Annotated in this window: 12 protein-coding genes; 7 read left to right on the plus strand and 5 right to left on the minus strand. The window is 70.3% G+C overall.

The window, feature by feature from the left end; translation table 11 throughout:
- Positions 1 to 10: 10 nt before the first annotated feature.
- The gene (gene cimA, locus ACIOHP_RS33555) at positions 11 to 1,615 is read left to right on the plus strand and encodes a citramalate synthase (RefSeq protein WP_401893402.1); all 1,605 of its coding nucleotides are present in this window, start codon (positions 11 to 13) and stop codon (positions 1,613 to 1,615) included.
- Between the two features lie 7 nt (positions 1,616 to 1,622).
- Here cimA and ACIOHP_RS33560 read toward each other — a convergent pair whose 3' ends face one another.
- Positions 1,623 to 2,063: a hypothetical protein gene (locus ACIOHP_RS33560; protein WP_401893403.1), complete on the minus strand. Its 441-nt coding sequence runs from the start codon at positions 2,061 to 2,063 to the stop codon at positions 1,623 to 1,625.
- A gap of 133 nt (positions 2,064 to 2,196) precedes the next feature.
- Here ACIOHP_RS33560 and ACIOHP_RS33565 point away from each other — a divergent pair, with 133 nt between their 5' ends.
- Both ACIOHP_RS33565 and ACIOHP_RS33570 read left to right on the plus strand, forming a co-directional pair.
- The gene (locus ACIOHP_RS33565; RefSeq protein ID WP_401893405.1) at positions 2,197 to 5,217 is read left to right on the plus strand and encodes a glycoside hydrolase family 3 N-terminal domain-containing protein; all 3,021 of its coding nucleotides are present in this window, start codon (positions 2,197 to 2,199) and stop codon (positions 5,215 to 5,217) included.
- A 34-nt stretch (positions 5,218 to 5,251) separates the two neighbouring features.
- Positions 5,252 to 6,604 (plus strand): hypothetical protein, encoded by a 1,353-nt coding sequence (locus tag ACIOHP_RS33570; RefSeq protein WP_401893407.1) that lies wholly within the window; start codon positions 5,252 to 5,254, stop codon positions 6,602 to 6,604.
- Between the two features lie 250 nt (positions 6,605 to 6,854).
- Here ACIOHP_RS33570 and ACIOHP_RS33575 read toward each other — a convergent pair whose 3' ends face one another.
- Positions 6,855 to 7,637, minus strand: coding sequence for a serine protease (locus tag ACIOHP_RS33575; protein WP_401893408.1), 783 nt, complete (start codon positions 7,635 to 7,637; stop codon positions 6,855 to 6,857).
- Positions 7,638 to 7,849: 212 nt separating this feature from the next.
- Between ACIOHP_RS33575 and ACIOHP_RS33580 the strand changes: the two genes are divergently transcribed.
- Positions 7,850 to 8,431 carry a YdeI family protein gene (locus ACIOHP_RS33580; RefSeq protein WP_401893410.1) on the plus strand — a complete coding sequence of 194 codons (582 nt, stop codon included), beginning with the start codon at positions 7,850 to 7,852 and terminating at the stop codon, positions 8,429 to 8,431.
- A 57-nt stretch (positions 8,432 to 8,488) separates the two neighbouring features.
- Here ACIOHP_RS33580 and ACIOHP_RS33585 read toward each other — a convergent pair whose 3' ends face one another.
- The gene (locus tag ACIOHP_RS33585) at positions 8,489 to 9,043 is read right to left on the minus strand and encodes a YceI family protein (protein WP_401893412.1); all 555 of its coding nucleotides are present in this window, start codon (positions 9,041 to 9,043) and stop codon (positions 8,489 to 8,491) included.
- 135 nt (positions 9,044 to 9,178) lie between these two features.
- Here ACIOHP_RS33585 and ACIOHP_RS33590 point away from each other — a divergent pair, with 135 nt between their 5' ends.
- From ACIOHP_RS33590 to ACIOHP_RS33600, 3 genes are all read left to right on the plus strand, one after another.
- Positions 9,179 to 11,506 (plus strand): polysaccharide lyase 8 family protein, encoded by a 2,328-nt coding sequence (locus ACIOHP_RS33590; protein ID WP_401893414.1) that lies wholly within the window; start codon positions 9,179 to 9,181, stop codon positions 11,504 to 11,506.
- A 154-nt stretch (positions 11,507 to 11,660) separates the two neighbouring features.
- Positions 11,661 to 13,244 carry an acyl-CoA carboxylase subunit beta gene (locus ACIOHP_RS33595; RefSeq protein ID WP_361545637.1) on the plus strand — a complete coding sequence of 528 codons (1,584 nt, stop codon included), beginning with the start codon at positions 11,661 to 11,663 and terminating at the stop codon, positions 13,242 to 13,244.
- A gap of 57 nt (positions 13,245 to 13,301) precedes the next feature.
- On the plus strand, positions 13,302 to 13,493 hold the full coding sequence (locus tag ACIOHP_RS33600) for an acyl-CoA carboxylase subunit epsilon (protein WP_361490523.1): 192 nt from the start codon (positions 13,302 to 13,304) through the stop codon (positions 13,491 to 13,493).
- Between the two features lie 153 nt (positions 13,494 to 13,646).
- On the opposite strand, the gene ACIOHP_RS33605 is transcribed toward ACIOHP_RS33600, so the two are convergent.
- Both ACIOHP_RS33605 and ACIOHP_RS33610 read right to left on the minus strand, forming a co-directional pair.
- On the minus strand, positions 13,647 to 14,228 hold the full coding sequence (locus tag ACIOHP_RS33605) for an ATP/GTP-binding protein (protein WP_026248371.1): 582 nt from the start codon (positions 14,226 to 14,228) through the stop codon (positions 13,647 to 13,649).
- A complete protein-coding gene (locus ACIOHP_RS33610) occupies positions 14,209 to 14,796 on the minus strand; it encodes a DUF742 domain-containing protein (RefSeq protein ID WP_307025464.1) in 588 nt (195 codons plus the stop codon). The genes ACIOHP_RS33605 and ACIOHP_RS33610 overlap by 20 nt, the downstream gene beginning before the upstream one ends.
- Positions 14,797 to 14,888 lie beyond the last annotated feature (92 nt).

The following is a 14,888-nucleotide window of genomic DNA, read 5'->3' on the forward strand; positions in this document are numbered from 1 at the left end:
CCTTGAGACCATGACCGCAACCAGCGAGCTCGACGATCAGTTCCACGTCTTCGACACCACCCTGCGCGACGGCGCCCAGCGGGAGGGCATCAACCTCACCGTCGCGGACAAGCTGGCCATCGCGCGGCACCTGGACGACTTCGGCGTGGGCTTCATCGAGGGCGGCTGGCCCGGCGCCAACCCGCGGGACACCGAGTTCTTCGCCCGCGCCCAGCAGGAGATCGAGTTCAAGCACGCCCAGCTGGTCGCCTTCGGCGCGACGCGCAGGGCCGGCGCCAAGGCGGCGGAGGACCCGCAGGTCAACGCGCTGCTGGCGTCCGGCGCCCCGGTCATCACCCTGGTCGCCAAGTCCCACGACCGCCATGTCGAACTCGCCCTGCGCACCACGCTGGACGAGAACCTGGAGATGGTCCGCGACACGGTGTCGTACCTGACGGCACAGGGCCGCCGGGTCTTCGTCGACTGCGAGCACTTCTTCGACGGCTACCGCGCGAACCCGGAGTACGCGAAGGCGGTCGTACGGGCGGCCTCGGAGGCGGGCGCCTCGGTGGTCATCCTCTGTGACACCAACGGCGGCATGCTCCCCGCCCAGGTCCAGGCGGTCGTCTCCACGGTCCTCGCCGACACCGGCGCCCGGCTCGGCATCCACGCCCAGGACGACACGGGCTGCGCGGTCGCCAACACCCTGGCCGCGGTGGACGCGGGCGCCACCCACGTCCAGTGCACGGCGAACGGCTACGGCGAGCGGGTCGGCAACGCCAACCTGTTCCCGGTGGTCGCGGCCCTGGAGCTGAAGTACGGCAAGAAGGTGCTGCCGGAGGGCAAGCTCCGCGAGATGACGAGGATCTCGCACGCGATCGCCGAGGTCGTGAACCTCACCCCCTCGACGCACCAGCCCTACGTGGGCGTCTCGGCCTTCGCCCACAAGGCCGGCCTGCACGCCTCGGCCATCAAGGTCGACCCGGACCTCTACCAGCACATCGACCCCGAGCAGGTCGGCAACACCATGCGGATGCTGGTCTCCGACATGGCGGGCCGCGCCTCGGTCGAGCTCAAGGGCAAGGAACTGGGCGTGGACCTCGGCGGCGACCGCGAGGTGGTCGGCCGGGTGGTCGAGCGCGTGAAGGAACGCGAGCTCAAGGGCTACACCTACGAGGCGGCGGACGCGTCGTTCGAGCTGCTGCTGCGCGCCGAGGTCGAGGGCAAGCCCCTGAAGTACTTCGAGGTCGAGTCCTGGCGCGCGATCGTCGAGGACCGCCCCGACGGCAGCCACGCGAACGAGGCCACGGTGAAGCTCTTCGCCAAGGGCGAGCGCATCGTCGCCACGGCGGAGGGCAACGGCCCCGTCAACGCCCTGGACCGCGCACTCCGGGTCGCCCTGGAGAAGATCTACCCCCAGCTCGCCAAGCTCGACCTCGTCGACTACAAGGTCCGCATCCTGGAAGGCGTCCACGGCACCCAGTCCACGACCCGCGTGCTCATCTCCACGTCCGACGGGGCGGGGGAGTGGTCGACCGTGGGAGTCGCGGAGAACGTGATCGCGGCGTCCTGGCAGGCACTGGAGGACGCCTACACCTACGGCCTGCTGCGCGCCGGCGTGGAGCCCGCCGAGTAACCGCCGTTCAACATGAGTCCTCGGCGAGCTCCTCGAACTCGCCGAGGCTCATGACCCGGTCATCGGCCCAGACCTGACCGGGCTCCAGAACGGCGAGGTCTGCCGCACGGAACGTGACGGTTCCCGTGTACTCGTAGTTGAACTCGGCCTTCCCGAAGGCGAGTCGGTAGCTGTACGCCGGCACCAGCCGTTGCTGCCCGGCCACCCGGGCGTGCCACGCGGCCGGCGGCTCGAACAGCGGGAACCCGATGTCGTCGCCCCCGCGTTTGCCGGACGTCTCCCAACCGGAGAGGTTCTCGTCGGAGTCCTCCCCGGCCGGGGCCCCTGTCAGCCGGAGACCTTGGATCAGGTCGTCGCCGCACGGCCGCAGCAAGGCCTGGGGTGCCCCCGAGGCGTCCAGCCGCACCGCGACCAGCGGCAGCAGCGAGGCCCCGCACCCACTCGGCAACAACGTGCCTTACCGGCCCGTCAGTTGGGGCTGAATGGCTGACGTGACGCCTTGACGGGCCTGGGTGGCACCAGTTAACTCACGGCGTGAGGTAAGTCATGTGTGGACTAACGAGAGCCAAGGGGGAAGCTCCATGCGAAGAACCGCCCTGCTCGCCTCAGCCGCCCTGCTGACAACCCTGCTGCCGATGGTGTCCGCACAGGCACAGCCACAGGCCGCCGACGATCCCGCCCCGGTCCCCGTGGACCGCTTCGAGGGCGAGGTGCCCTTCGCGAACCCGCCCGCGGGAGGCATCTTCACCTGGGGCAGCGACAACGACGACCCGCCCGCGCTCGCGCTCGAGGAACGCGCCGACGCCCCCGAGGGCGACCGCGTCCTGTCCGGCACCTACGACATCAGCGGCTACGGCGGCTTCACCCATGACTTCGCCTTCGCCGAGCCCGCCCACGACTGGTCCGCCCACAAGGGCATCCGCTTCTGGTGGGAAGGCCGCGACAACGGCAAGAAGGTCGCCTTCGAGCTCAAGGACGGCGGCGCCGACGGCGAGGCCTCCGAGCTGTGGACGACGTCCTTCACCGACGACTTCAGCGGCTGGAAACAGATCGAGATCCCCTTCACCGACTTCGCCTACCGCACGGACTACCAGCCCGTCGGCGGCATCGACCACATCCTCGGCCTCACCGAGACATGGGGCTACGCCGTCACCCTCCCCGTCGGCGTCCAGGGCCGGTTCGCCATGGACGGCGTCGAGTTGTACGGCAAGGCCGACCAGTCACTGCGCGCCTCCGTCCTCACCGACTCCGCCGTCCACCCCACGGACGAGGGCGGCACGGCGACCGTGAGGATCTCCGTCGCCACCACCGGCTCCGCCCCGATCGACGAACCCGTCACCGTCGCCTACGAGACGGCCGCGACCGGCACCGCCGAACCCGGCAAGGACTACACCCCGGTCAGCGGGACCCTCACCTTCCCGGCAGGCACCGTCTCCGGCGCCACACGGACCGTGCGGGTACCGACGCTGAAGGACAAGAAGGCTGAGCCCGCCGAGACCATCCCCCTCGCCCTCACCGTCACCGGCGCCAAGCCCCCGGCCGAGACCCCGCAGATCGTCGTCGACGCGCACGGACTGCCGTACCTGGACGCCGAGTTGCCGGTGAAGCAGCGTGTCGCCGACCTCCTCTCCCGCATGTCGCTCGCGGAGAAGGCCGGTCAGATGACCCAGGCCGAGCGCGGAGCCGTGGGGACCGGCGCGGACGTCGCCACGTACGACCTCGGCTCGCTCCTGTCCGGCGGCGGCTCCACGCCGACGCCCAACACCCCCGAGGCCTGGGCGAAGATGATCGACGGCTTCCAGCTCCGGGCCCAGGCGACCCGCTTCCAGATCCCCCTCGTCTACGGCGTCGACGCCGTCCACGGCCACAACAACCTGGTCGGCGCCACCGTCATGCCCCACAACATCGGCCTCGGCGCCTCCCGGAACCCCCGGCTCGCCCAGCAGACCGGCGCGGTGACCGCCGCCGAGGTCCGCGCCACCGGCGTCCCCTGGGACTTCGCCCCCTGCCTCTGCGTCACCCGCGACGAACGATGGGGCCGCTCCTACGAGTCCTTCGGTGAGGACCCGGCTCTCGTCGACTCCCTGGAGACGGTCATCCAGGGCCTCCAAGGCGCCCGGAACGGCAAGGACTTGAAGGACAACGACAAGGTCCTCGCCACCGCCAAGCACTTCGTCGGCGACGGCGGCACCGAGTACGGCTCCTCCACCACCGGCACCTACACGATCGACCAGGGCGTCACCAAGGTCACCCGGCAGCAGCTGGAGGCCGTCCACCTGGCGCCCTACGAGACCGCCGTCGACCGCGGGGTCGGCACCGTGATGCCCTCGTACTCCTCGCTGGAGGTCCTCGGCGACGGCCGGGGCCCGGTCAAGATGCATGCCCGCGCCGACATGATCAACGGCGTGCTCAAGGGCCGTATGGACTTCGACGGCTTCGTGATCAGCGACTGGGACGGCATCGACCAGATCCCCGGCGACCGCGCGTCCGACGTCCGTACGTCGGTCAACGCCGGCGTCGACATGGTCATGGTCCCGTACGCCTTCCGGGAGTTCCGCACCACGCTCATGGAGGAGGCACAGGCCGGACGCGTCAGCGGGCAGCGCATCGACGACGCGGTCTCCCGCATCCTCACGCAGAAGTTCCGCCTCGGTCTCTTCGAGAAGCCGTACGCCGACACCGGCGGCGCCGCGGAGATCGGTTCCGCGGAGCACCGGGCCGTCGCCCGCCGGGCGGCCGCCGAGTCACAGGTGCTGCTGAAGAACGCCGACGGCGTGCTGCCGCTGAAGGGGTCCCAGAAGGTGTACGTCGCCGGCTCCAACGCCGACGACATCGGCAACCAGAGCGGCGGCTGGACCGTCACCTGGCAGGGCGCGTCCGGCGACATCACCCCCGGTACGACGATCCTGGAGGCCATGCGGAAGAACTCCGCGCGGCTGACGTACTCCAAGGACGCCTCCGCCCCCACGACCGGCCACGACATCGGGGTGGTCGTCGTCGGCGAGACCCCGTACGCCGAGGGCGTCGGAGACGTCGGCAACGGCCATGACCTGGAGCTGAGCCCCGCCGACCAGGCGGCCGTCGACAAGGTCTGCGCGGCCATGAAGTGTGCGGTGCTGATCGTCTCGGGCCGCCCCCAGCTCATCGGCGACCGGCTGGGCGAGATCGACGCGCTGGTGGCCTCCTGGCTGCCCGGGACGGAGGGCGACGGCGTCGCGGACGTCCTCTACGGCAAGCGCGCCTTCACCGGGCAGCTCCCCGTCACCTGGCCGAAGTCGCTGGCCCAGCTGCCGATCAACGTCGGCGACACGGCGTACGACCCGCAGTTCCCGTACGGCTGGGGCCTCACCACGCTGACAAAGGTGCCGGAGGGCGGCGTGACGACACTGAAGGCGCTCGGCGTCGCGGCGGCGGTTGCCGAGAAGGCCGGGGCCGAGGAGGCGGGCCGCGCGATCGTCACCAAGGCGCGGCTGATCGTCCAGCAGAGGAAGATCACGGCCGCATCGGCGAAACCCTTCGCCGAAGCGGACCATCTGCTGCTCACCGGGCGGTACACGGCGGCGGTGGCACAACTGACACAGGCTTATCGGGCAACCGACTGAGGCTGTTTTGGGAGGCTTCGGGTAGCTTCGAAGTATGAAGTCCGTCCTACGGACCCGAAGCCTCCCAGGGCTGCTCGCGGCCCTCGTGCTCGCGGCCCTGACCGTACTGTGGGCGGTCCCCGCGCCCGCCTCCGCCGCCACGAGCGTCTCCAGGATCGCCGAGGCGCTCCGCGAGAGTCCGGTGTACGTCGACCCGGCGGCCTCCGCGCAGCTGTCCTCCGGGGACGCCGCCGCGCTCGCCGAGCAGATCGAGGACGCGGACAAGGCCCTGTTCGTGGCGGTCCTGCCCGCGGACCAGCCGACCGAGAACCTCCTGCGCAACCTGCGCACCGCGACCGGCGTGACAGGTCTGTACGCGGTGCGCGTCGGCGACCGTTTCGACGCGGGCGCGGATTCCTCGGTCCTGCCGAGGACGGCCGTGCGCAACCTCGTCGCGAGCGTCGGGGGCGAGAGCGACGCGAAGACCCAGCTCGACGACTTCGCGGACCAGGCCCTGGCCAACATGGGCGGCTCGGCGCCCGCGAGCTGGGGCTCGTCCTCCGACGACGGAGGCGTCCCGGCGGGCGCGCTGGTGACGGTGGGCGCCGTGCTGGCGGCCGGTGGCGTGGGCGCGTACGCGCTGGTCCGCCGCAACCGCCGCCGCCACGAGGAGGAGCAGCGGGCCGCCCTGGAGAAGCTGCGGGTCGTGGTGGACGAGGACATCACCGCCTTCGGCGAGGAACTGGACCGCCTTGACTTCCACCCCGCCGAACCGGGCGCGGACGACGCCATGCGCGAGGACTACGAGCACGCGCTCGACTCCTACGAGAAGGCGAAGTCGTTCATGGCGGCCGCGCGGCAGCCGGAGGAGGTCCGCGCGGTGACCCAGGCCCTGGAGGACGGCCGCTTCTCCCTGGCACGACTGGCCGCCCGCCGTGAGGGCCGGCCGCTCCCGGAGCGCCGCCCGCCCTGCTTCTTCGACCCTCGCCACGGCCCGTCCACCACGGACGCGACCTGGACCCCGCCCAGCGGTGCCCCACGCGAGGTCCCGGTCTGCGCGGCCGACGCGACCCGCCTCGCCGACGGCCGCGACCCGGTGATGCGCGAGGTCGACACCGACCAGGGCCGCCGCCCCTACTGGGACGCGGGCCCCGCCTACGGCCCCTGGGCCGGCGGCTACTTCGGCGGCGGCCTCCTCCCCGGCCTCCTCGTCGGCACGATGCTCGGCAGCATGATGGCCACCCCCGCCTACGCCGCCGACTACGGCTCCGGCTACGGCGACTTCGGCGGCACCTACGAAGGCGGCGACGTCTCGGGCGCGGACTTCAACTCCGACGACTTCTCGGGCGGCTTCGGCGGCGGCGACTTCGGAGGAGGCGGCGACTTCGGCGGCGGAGGAGGATTCTGACCGCACGGCGTTTGAGACACGGAGCCTCGCGACGGCGGTCCACGCAATCTCAGCCCATCCGGCGTTTGAGGACTGGGCCCCTTGAGGGCCGATCGGGGTCCGGGGCGGAGCCCCAGTGGGGGCGAAGGGGCGGAGCCCCTGGGGATGGGACGGGTAGGGGCGGCGGGGGCGAAAAAGGCCCCGTCCACGCCCACGGGCCCGGCGCACCACACGCCGAGCCCGCGGAGGTTCGTACGAGACAACCCGCGCGTCAGAGAGAAGCCGCGGCCGACGCGATCGCCGACGCGAACGTCGACACCTCGGAATACACACCGGGCGCGTTGGCCCGGGCGCACCCGATACCCCAGCTCACGATGCCGACCTGTACCCACGCGTTGCTCGCGTCCCGCCGGAACATCGGCCCACCGGAGTCCCCCTGACAGGTATCGACCCCACCCGCGGCATACCCCGCACAGATCTCCTCGCTCGCGATGAGCCCGCTGTACCCGCTGTACGAACGACAGGTCGCGTCACTCACGAACGGCACGGTGGCCTTGAGCATGTACCGCTGCTGGGAGCCGCCCTCACTGGCCGCACCCCACCCGGCGACGGTGAACGTCCCGGTGTTGTACTGCGTCGTCGTGGCGATCTTCAGCGTCGGCAGATTGATCGGGGAGGCGAGCTTGATGAGCGCCCAGTCCTTGCCGTCGCCGTTGTACCCGGGAGCCCGGTACACATACGTCGACCTGACCTGGACCCGCCCGCTGGTGGACTGCAGGTCCACGACACCGGCGGTGGCGGTGATGGAGGTGTTGGCACCGGTCCCGTTCACACAGTGCGCGGCGGTCAGCACGATCTGCTGCGTGTACAGCGCGCCGCCACAGCCCATGGAGAGCCGGACCATGAACGGGAACTCGCCCTGCGCGGCACGGGTTCCGCCGACGACGGGCGCGGGGGCGGCCTGCGCGGCCGAGACGGGCTGAAGACTGGCGATCGCGAGGGCGGCGGCGCCGAATGCCGCGCATCTCTTGAGGGCCGTGAGGAGTCTCTTCAACGTTCTGCCTTCCGTGGGGGGTGGAAGTGCTCATGAAGTGCTCAGTCGCAGATATGTCGTGCGCATGCCAAGAGGGAACGCAAAGAGACACCCATCCGCTGGCATGGGCAGGTCAAATCTGTTGCTGGATTATGAGAACGCTGTGACAGGCCGCACAAGGGGTGTGATTCGGCCAGCCCGGCCGCGCGTCAATGAGGACAGGAACCGACCTAATGGCGGCGTACGGTCGCCCCATGTCGGAAACCTTCGCCTCCGCCGCCGCCCTCGACGCCTGGCTCGCCACCCACCCGGCCCCGCACGCCGGCCTCTGGGTGAAGGTCGCCAAAAAGGGCTCGGGCATCCCCTCCGTCACCGCTGCCGAAGTCAATGACGTGGCCCTCTGCCACGGTTGGATCACCGGTCAGCGCAAGGGATTCGACGCCTCGCACTTCCTCCAGAGGATCACCCCGCGCCGCACCGGCAGCCTCTGGTCCATGGTCAACGTCCGCCGGGTCGAGGAGCTGATCGGCGACGGCAGGATGCGTGAGCCCGGCCTCGCGGAGATCGACGCGGCGAAGGCGGACGGACGGTGGGCGGCGGCGTATCTCTCCCAGAAGGAGGCCGGGGTGCCGGACGACCTGGCCGCCGCGCTGAAGCGCAGCCCGCGGGCCGGCGCGGCCTTCGAAGGGCTCGGCAGGACGGACCGGTACCAGGTCATGCTCGGTGTGCTGCGGGCCCTCACCCCTCAGAGCCGGGCCGCTCAGGTCGCCTCGGCGGTGGCCGGGCTGGAGAAACTGTCCGGCCGCGACGGCTGAGAACGCCGAGCGCCCGCCCTCAAGGACACGAGGGCGGGCATGCTCACGAAGGACGCGTCACGCGTTCTTGATGGCCGAGATGTCGAAGTTCAGCTTGATCTTGTCGGAGACCAGCACGCCGCCCGTCTCCAGCGCCGCGTTCCAGGTCAGGCCCCACTCGGAGCGCAGGATCGTCGCCTTGCCCTCGAAGCCGACGCGCTCGTTGCCGAAGGGGTCCTTCGCGGCGCCGTTGAACTCGAGGTCGATGGTGAGCGGCTTGGTGGTGCCGAGGATGGTGAGGTCACCGGTGATGCGGTAGTCCTCGTCGCCGAGGGCCTCGGCCTTGGTGGAGCGGAAGGTCATCGTCGGGAACTCGTCCGTCTTGAAGAAGTCCGCGCTCTTGAGGTGGCCGTCGCGGTCCGCGGAGCCGGTGTCGATGCTGTCCATCTTGACGTCGATCGACGCCGAGGACGCGGACGGGTCGCCGCCGTCCAGGTGCAGCGAGCCGCTGAAGTCGACGAACTTCCCCTTCACGTTGGTCACCATGGCGTGGCGGACGGTGAAGCCGATCGTCGAGTGGGCAGCGTCGATCGAGTAGTCGCCGGTCAGGGCGGTCAGGTCGGTGTTCGCCATGGCGTGCTCCTTGGGAGTGAGGAAGTTGAACGTTGAATTACCTAACAGGAACGACCGTAGACCTATTCCGTACAAGTTTCAACATCATCCGTAAAGTGTTGGCGTGATTACGCTGAGGTGGTAGATGCCCAGGGCATGAACCCGTATCCCAGCGGCCCCCTCCGGCTCACCCGCCGGGCCGCCTTACTCACCGCGGCGCTCCTCGCCACGGCCGCCCCCGGTGCCCGCGCCGCCGCCCCCGACCCCTACCGCGCCCTGCGCCTCCGCTGGCTCGACATCGCCCTCGGCACCGGCTACGACCCCACCGCCGAGCCGTACGCCGCCCGCCTCGCCGAGACCGGCGCCCTCGCCCGCGGCTTCCGCGCGACCATGGCCCCCACCGCGACCTCCCTCTGGCCCGGCCACCCCTACGACCCGCCGTCCGGCATCACCCAGAGCTACGGCCGCCTGTGGACCATGACCCAGGCCTACATCCAGCCGGGCACCGGCTCCACCGGCGACGAGTCCCTCCTCGCGGACGTCCTGCGCGGCCTCGACCACCTCTCCGCCACGGTCTACAACCCCTCCACGACCCGCTACGGCAACTGGTGGGAGTGGCAGATCGGCAGCCCCCGACTGCTCATGGACCTCACGGCCACGCTGTACGACCACCTCACCGACGACCGACGGGACGCCGCCTGCGCCGCCGTCGACCACTTCGTCCCCGACGCGATGCTGAGCGACTACTCCGGTACGTCCACCGGCGCCAACCGCGTCGACCTGTGCCGCTCCGTCGCCCTGCGCGGCATCCTCGGCCGGGCGCCCGCCAAGATCGCCCTGGCCCGCGACGCGCTCTCGCCGGTCTTCCCGTACGTCGTCCAGGGCGACGGCCTCTACGCCGACGGCTCGTTCGTCCAGCACACCTGGGTCCCCTACTCCGGCACCTACGGCCAGGTTCTCCTCGACGGCCTCGGCCGTCTCTTCGCCCTCCTCGCCGGCTCCGAGTGGGCCGTGACCGACCCGAACCGGCAGATCGTCCTGGACGCCGTGGAGCACGCCTACGCGCCCCTGATCCACGACGGTCTGATGATGGACAGCGTCAACGGCCGTGCCATCAGCCGGGGTTATCTCAAGAGCGACGACCGGCACGTGCTGCGCGGCGACCACTTCCACGGCCAGGGCGTCATCGCCGCGACGGCCCTCCTCGCGGGCGCGGCGAGCGAGGCGGAGCGGGAGCGCTGGTACGGCCGTATCAAGGGATGGATCGAACGGGACACCGTCTCCACGATCCTGACGGCACGTCAGTTCGGGGTGGCCGACCTCGCCCGACTGCACGCGGTCGCCGAGTCCCCCGTGCCCGCCGCCCCCGACCCCGTCGGCCACCGGCTCTTCGCCGCCATGGACCGGGCCGTCCACCGCCGCCCCGGCTTCGTCGCGAACATCGCCATGGCGAGCGACCGCATCGCGTACTACGAGTGCGGCAACGGCGAGAACCCGCGCGGCTGGCACACCGGAGCCGGAATGCTCTCCTGGTGGACCGGCGGCCGGACGGACCAGTACACGGACTGGTACTGGCCCACCGTCGACTGGTACCGCCTACCGGGGACGACCGTCTCCACGCGCCGCCTTCCCGACCGGGCCGGCGGCGAATGGGGCGAGCCCAAACCCGACGCGCGCTGGGTCGGCGGTGTCACCGACGGCGAGTTCGCGGCGATCGGACAGCATCTGAAGGGCCTCGGCTCGACCCTGGAAGCCCGTAAGTCGTGGTTCTGTGTCGCCGACGCGGTGATCTGCCTGGGCGCCGGCATCACCTGCGCCGACGGCGTCCCGGTCGAGACCGTCGTCGACAACCGCAACCTGGGGGAGGGCGGCACCCCGGCCTTCGTGCAGGGGCGTGGCTGGGCCCACCTGGAGGGACACGGCGGCTGGGTGGTGCCGTACGGCGACCTGCGCACCCTGCGCGAGGACCGCACCGGCGCCTGGGCGGACATCAACACCGCCAGTACGACGGAGCGGGCCACCCGCCGCTGGCAGACCCTCTGGCTGGACCACGGCACGGACCCGACGGACGCGTCGTACGCCTATGTCCTGATGCCCGGTGCGTCCCGCCACGGGGTCGCGGCCCGCGCCGCCGATCGCCGGTGGCTGAAGGTGCTCGCCAATGACGGCACCCGCCAGGCGGTCCATGTGCCCTCCCTCTCCCTGACGGCCGCCACCTTCTGGCGGGCCGGTACGGCGGGCCCGCTCGCCGTCTCCGCGGGCGCGAGCGTGCTGGTCCGCCGCCGGGGCCGCACCGCTACCCTCTGCGTGAGCGAGCCGCCGCGGACGGGGGAGCCGGTGGAGATCGCCTGGGACCATCCGGTCCGCGCGGTGATCCGGGCCGACGAATCGGTGGAGATCCTCGCCATAGGCCGCCGTCTGCGCCTCAGAATCACCCCGGGGAGGGCATGTGCCCCCCATGAATGTGAGGTGGCTCTCAGCTGATGTCTTTGTGTGATCTCTACAAGCGAGACGCCCCCTGAGCAGTCGGAATGGCTGCATGGCTCCGAGGTTCTGTTCAGGGGTACCAGGAAAACGGGTCGGAGACTGTACGGAGTCGACGGCCCGGTTTCCTTGTCGCACTTCGTAAGGTCACTACATGACCGTTTTGGATGACGCGCCGGGTGAGCCGACGGACGCACGCGGGCGAGTGGCCGAGCTGCACGAGATCCGTGCGCAGGCGATGGCCGGACCGAGTGACAGGGCGACCGAGGCGCAGCATGCCAAGGGCAAGCTGACCGCCCGGGAGCGCATCGAGCTGCTCCTCGACGCGGGTTCCTTCCAGGAGGTCGAGCAGCTGCGCCGGCACCGGGCGACCGGGTTCGGCCTGGAGGCCAAGAAGCCGTTCACCGACGGTGTCATCACCGGCTGGGGCACGGTCGAGGGCCGCACGGTCTTCGTGTACGCGCACGACTTCCGGATCTTCGGTGGTGCGCTGGGCGAGGCCCACGCCACGAAGATCCACAAGATCATGGACATGGCCATCGCGGCCGGCGCGCCGCTGGTGTCGCTGAACGACGGCGCGGGCGCCCGTATCCAGGAAGGCGTCTCGGCGCTGGCCGGGTACGGCGGCATCTTCCAGCGCAACACCAGGGCGAGCGGGGTGATCCCGCAGATCTCGGTGATGCTGGGCCCGTGCGCGGGTGGCGCGGCGTACTCGCCGGCGCTGACGGACTTCGTCTTCATGGTCCGCGAGACCTCGCAGATGTTCATCACCGGTCCGGACGTGGTCAAGGCCGTGACGGGCGAGGAGATCACGCAGAACGGGCTGGGCGGCGCGGACGTGCACGCCGAGACGTCGGGCGTCTGCCACTTCGCGTACGACGACGAGGAGACCTGCATCGCCGAGGTGCGCTACCTCCTGTCGATGCTGCCGCAGAACAACCGCGAGAACCCGCCGCGCGTGGAGTCCACGGACGCTGCGGACCGCCGGGGCGACGTACTGCTCGACCTGGTCCCCGCGGACGGCAACCGGCCCTACGACATGGCCAAGGTCATCGAGGAGATCGTCGACGACGGCGACTACCTCGAGGTCCACGAGCGCTGGGCGCGGAACATCATCTGCGCACTGGCCCGCCTCGACGGCCAGGTCGTCGGCATCGTGGCGAACCAGCCGCAGTCCCTCGCGGGCGTCCTGGACATCGAGGCGAGCGAAAAAGCTGCGCGTTTCGTGCAGATGTGTGACGCTTTCAACATCCCGATCGTCACTTTCCTGGACGTCCCCGGGTTCCTCCCGGGCGTCGACCAGGAGCACGGCGGAATCATCCGCCACGGCGCGAAGCTCCTCTACGCCTACTGCAACGCGACCGTGCCGCGGATCTCGCTGATCCTGCGCAAGGCCTACGGAGGCGCGTACATCGTCATGGACAGCCAGTCCATCGGCGCCGACCTCACCTACGCCTGGCCGACGAACGAGATCGCCGTGATGGGCGCCGAAGGTGCCGCCAACGTCATCTTCCGCCGGCAGATCGCGGACGCCGAGGACCCCGAAGCCATGCGGGCCCGCATGGTCAAGGAGTACAAGTCCGAGCTCATGCACCCGTACTACGCCGCCGAGCGCGGTCTGGTGGACGACGTGATCGACCCGGCGGAGACCCGCGAGGTCCTCATCAAGTCCCTGGCGATGCTCCAGTCCAAGCACGCCGACCTGCCGTCCCGCAAGCACGGCAACCCCCCGCAGTAACCCAGCGGACCCTCCGCGGCACCCCTGCGGAAACCTCTCTCACGGAGACTGACACCCATGAACACTCCCGACATCCGCGTCGAGAAGGGCCACGCCGGGCCCGAGGAAGTCGCCGCGATCACCGCGATCCTTCTGGCCCGCGCCGCCGCCCAGCCCGCTTCCCCGGACCAGCACCGCCCCCACCCCAAGGCCGGCTGGCGCCGCCTGGAACGCGAGGGCGGCTTCCGAGCCCCGCACAGCTGGCACTGAGCACGCGTACGACGTCTGAGGGCCCCCTCTCGAAAGAGAGGGGGCCCTCGGCTTTTGGCTTTCAGGGGCGCGGGGAAGTGCGAGACAAGCCACTGGGCTGCCACGGACGGCGTACACCGTCCGTGGCAGCCCAGTGGCCGCAAAGAGAACCGCCTACCGCAGGCGCGCCATCAGCGCGTGCTCCACGAGGGTGATCAGCGCCGACTTCGCGTCCGCACGGTGGCGCGCGTCGGTCGTGATGATCGGGGTGTCCGGGCCGATCTGCAGCGCCTCCCGGACCTCGTCCGGGTTGTACGGCTGGTTCCCGTCGAACCCGTTCAGGGCGATCACAAAAGGAAGCCCCGAGTTCTCGAAGTAGTCGACGGCCGGGAAACAGTCGGCAAGGCGCCTCGTGTCCACGAGGACGATCGCGCCGATGGCGCCGCGCACCAGGTCGTCCCACATGAACCAGAAGCGGTCCTGACCGGGCGTACCGAACAGGTACAGGATCAGGTCCTGGTCCAGGGTGATACGGCCGAAGTCCATGGCCACCGTGGTGGTGGTCTTGTCACCGGTGTGGGTGAGGTCGTCGATGCCCGCGGAAGCGGACGTCATGACGGCCTCGGTGCGCAGCGGGTTGATCTCCGAAACGGCCCCGACGAACGTGGTCTTGCCCACGCCGAAGCCACCCGCCACCACGATCTTCGCCGAGGTGGTGGAGCGGGAAGGACCGCCGCTAGAGCTTGCGAAGTCCACTGAGCACCCTTTCGAGCAGTGTCACGTCTGGCTGGCCGCCGGCGTTCTCGTCGCCGCCGGGCTGATGAATGGCGACCAGGCCCGCCTCCGCCAAGTCGGCGACGAGGATCCTGGCCACGCCGAGAGGGATCGTCAGCAGTGCCGAGACTTCGGCTACCGACTTGATCTCCCGGCAGAGGTTGCAGATCCGCTGATGCTCGGGCAGCTGGCCCTGCATCTGGTGCGGCTGCGCGGTGGTGTGCACCAGTGCCTCGATGGCGAGCTGGTAGCGCGGGCGCGTCCGGCCGCCGGTCATGGCGTACGGGCGCACCAAGGGGTTGTGGTTGTTGTTCGACGCCCCTGCGGGCGCCGGCTCAGGGGCGCGTCGCTGCGGCTGCACAGGCTGGATACGCGGTGCCGACGGCTGGTCGTACGGCGAGGGCCCGGGGCCCTGGGGCGCGTACGGCTGCCGATGGCTCGGTGCGGAGGGGAAGTTGTAACGGTTCGGGTTCTGGGAACCGTCGTTCTGACCCTGGCCAGGGCCGTACGACCAATTACCGGACGATGAACCGCCTGGGGGTGTTGCCACTTTCTCTCCTCCTCCGACTGTGCCGGGCACCGCATCACTGTGGAGCCGCGTCCCGAAACCTTATGGCCTCGGGACGCCAAAACGCACCGTCT

This window comes from Streptomyces sp. NPDC087859 (assembly GCF_044742595.1).
GTDB lineage: Bacteria > Actinomycetota > Actinomycetes > Streptomycetales > Streptomycetaceae > Streptomyces > Streptomyces canus_F.

Excerpts from the sequence above, each read along its gene's own strand:
- cimA (WP_401893402.1), top strand. The coding sequence starts at position 11 with ATGACCGCAACCAGCGAGCTCGACGATCAGTTCCACGTCTTCGACACC.
- ACIOHP_RS33565 (WP_401893405.1), top strand. The coding sequence starts at position 2,197 with ATGCGAAGAACCGCCCTGCTCGCCTCAGCCGCCCTGCTGACAACCCTG.
- ACIOHP_RS33570 (WP_401893407.1), top strand. The coding sequence starts at position 5,252 with ATGAAGTCCGTCCTACGGACCCGAAGCCTCCCAGGGCTGCTCGCGGCC.
- ACIOHP_RS33580 (WP_401893410.1), top strand. The coding sequence starts at position 7,850 with ATGGCGGCGTACGGTCGCCCCATGTCGGAAACCTTCGCCTCCGCCGCC.
- ACIOHP_RS33585 (WP_401893412.1), bottom strand. The coding sequence starts at position 9,043 with ATGGCGAACACCGACCTGACCGCCCTGACCGGCGACTACTCGATCGAC.
- ACIOHP_RS33590 (WP_401893414.1), top strand. The coding sequence starts at position 9,179 with ATGAACCCGTATCCCAGCGGCCCCCTCCGGCTCACCCGCCGGGCCGCC.
- ACIOHP_RS33595 (WP_361545637.1), top strand. The coding sequence starts at position 11,661 with ATGACCGTTTTGGATGACGCGCCGGGTGAGCCGACGGACGCACGCGGG.
- ACIOHP_RS33600 (WP_361490523.1), top strand. The coding sequence starts at position 13,302 with ATGAACACTCCCGACATCCGCGTCGAGAAGGGCCACGCCGGGCCCGAG.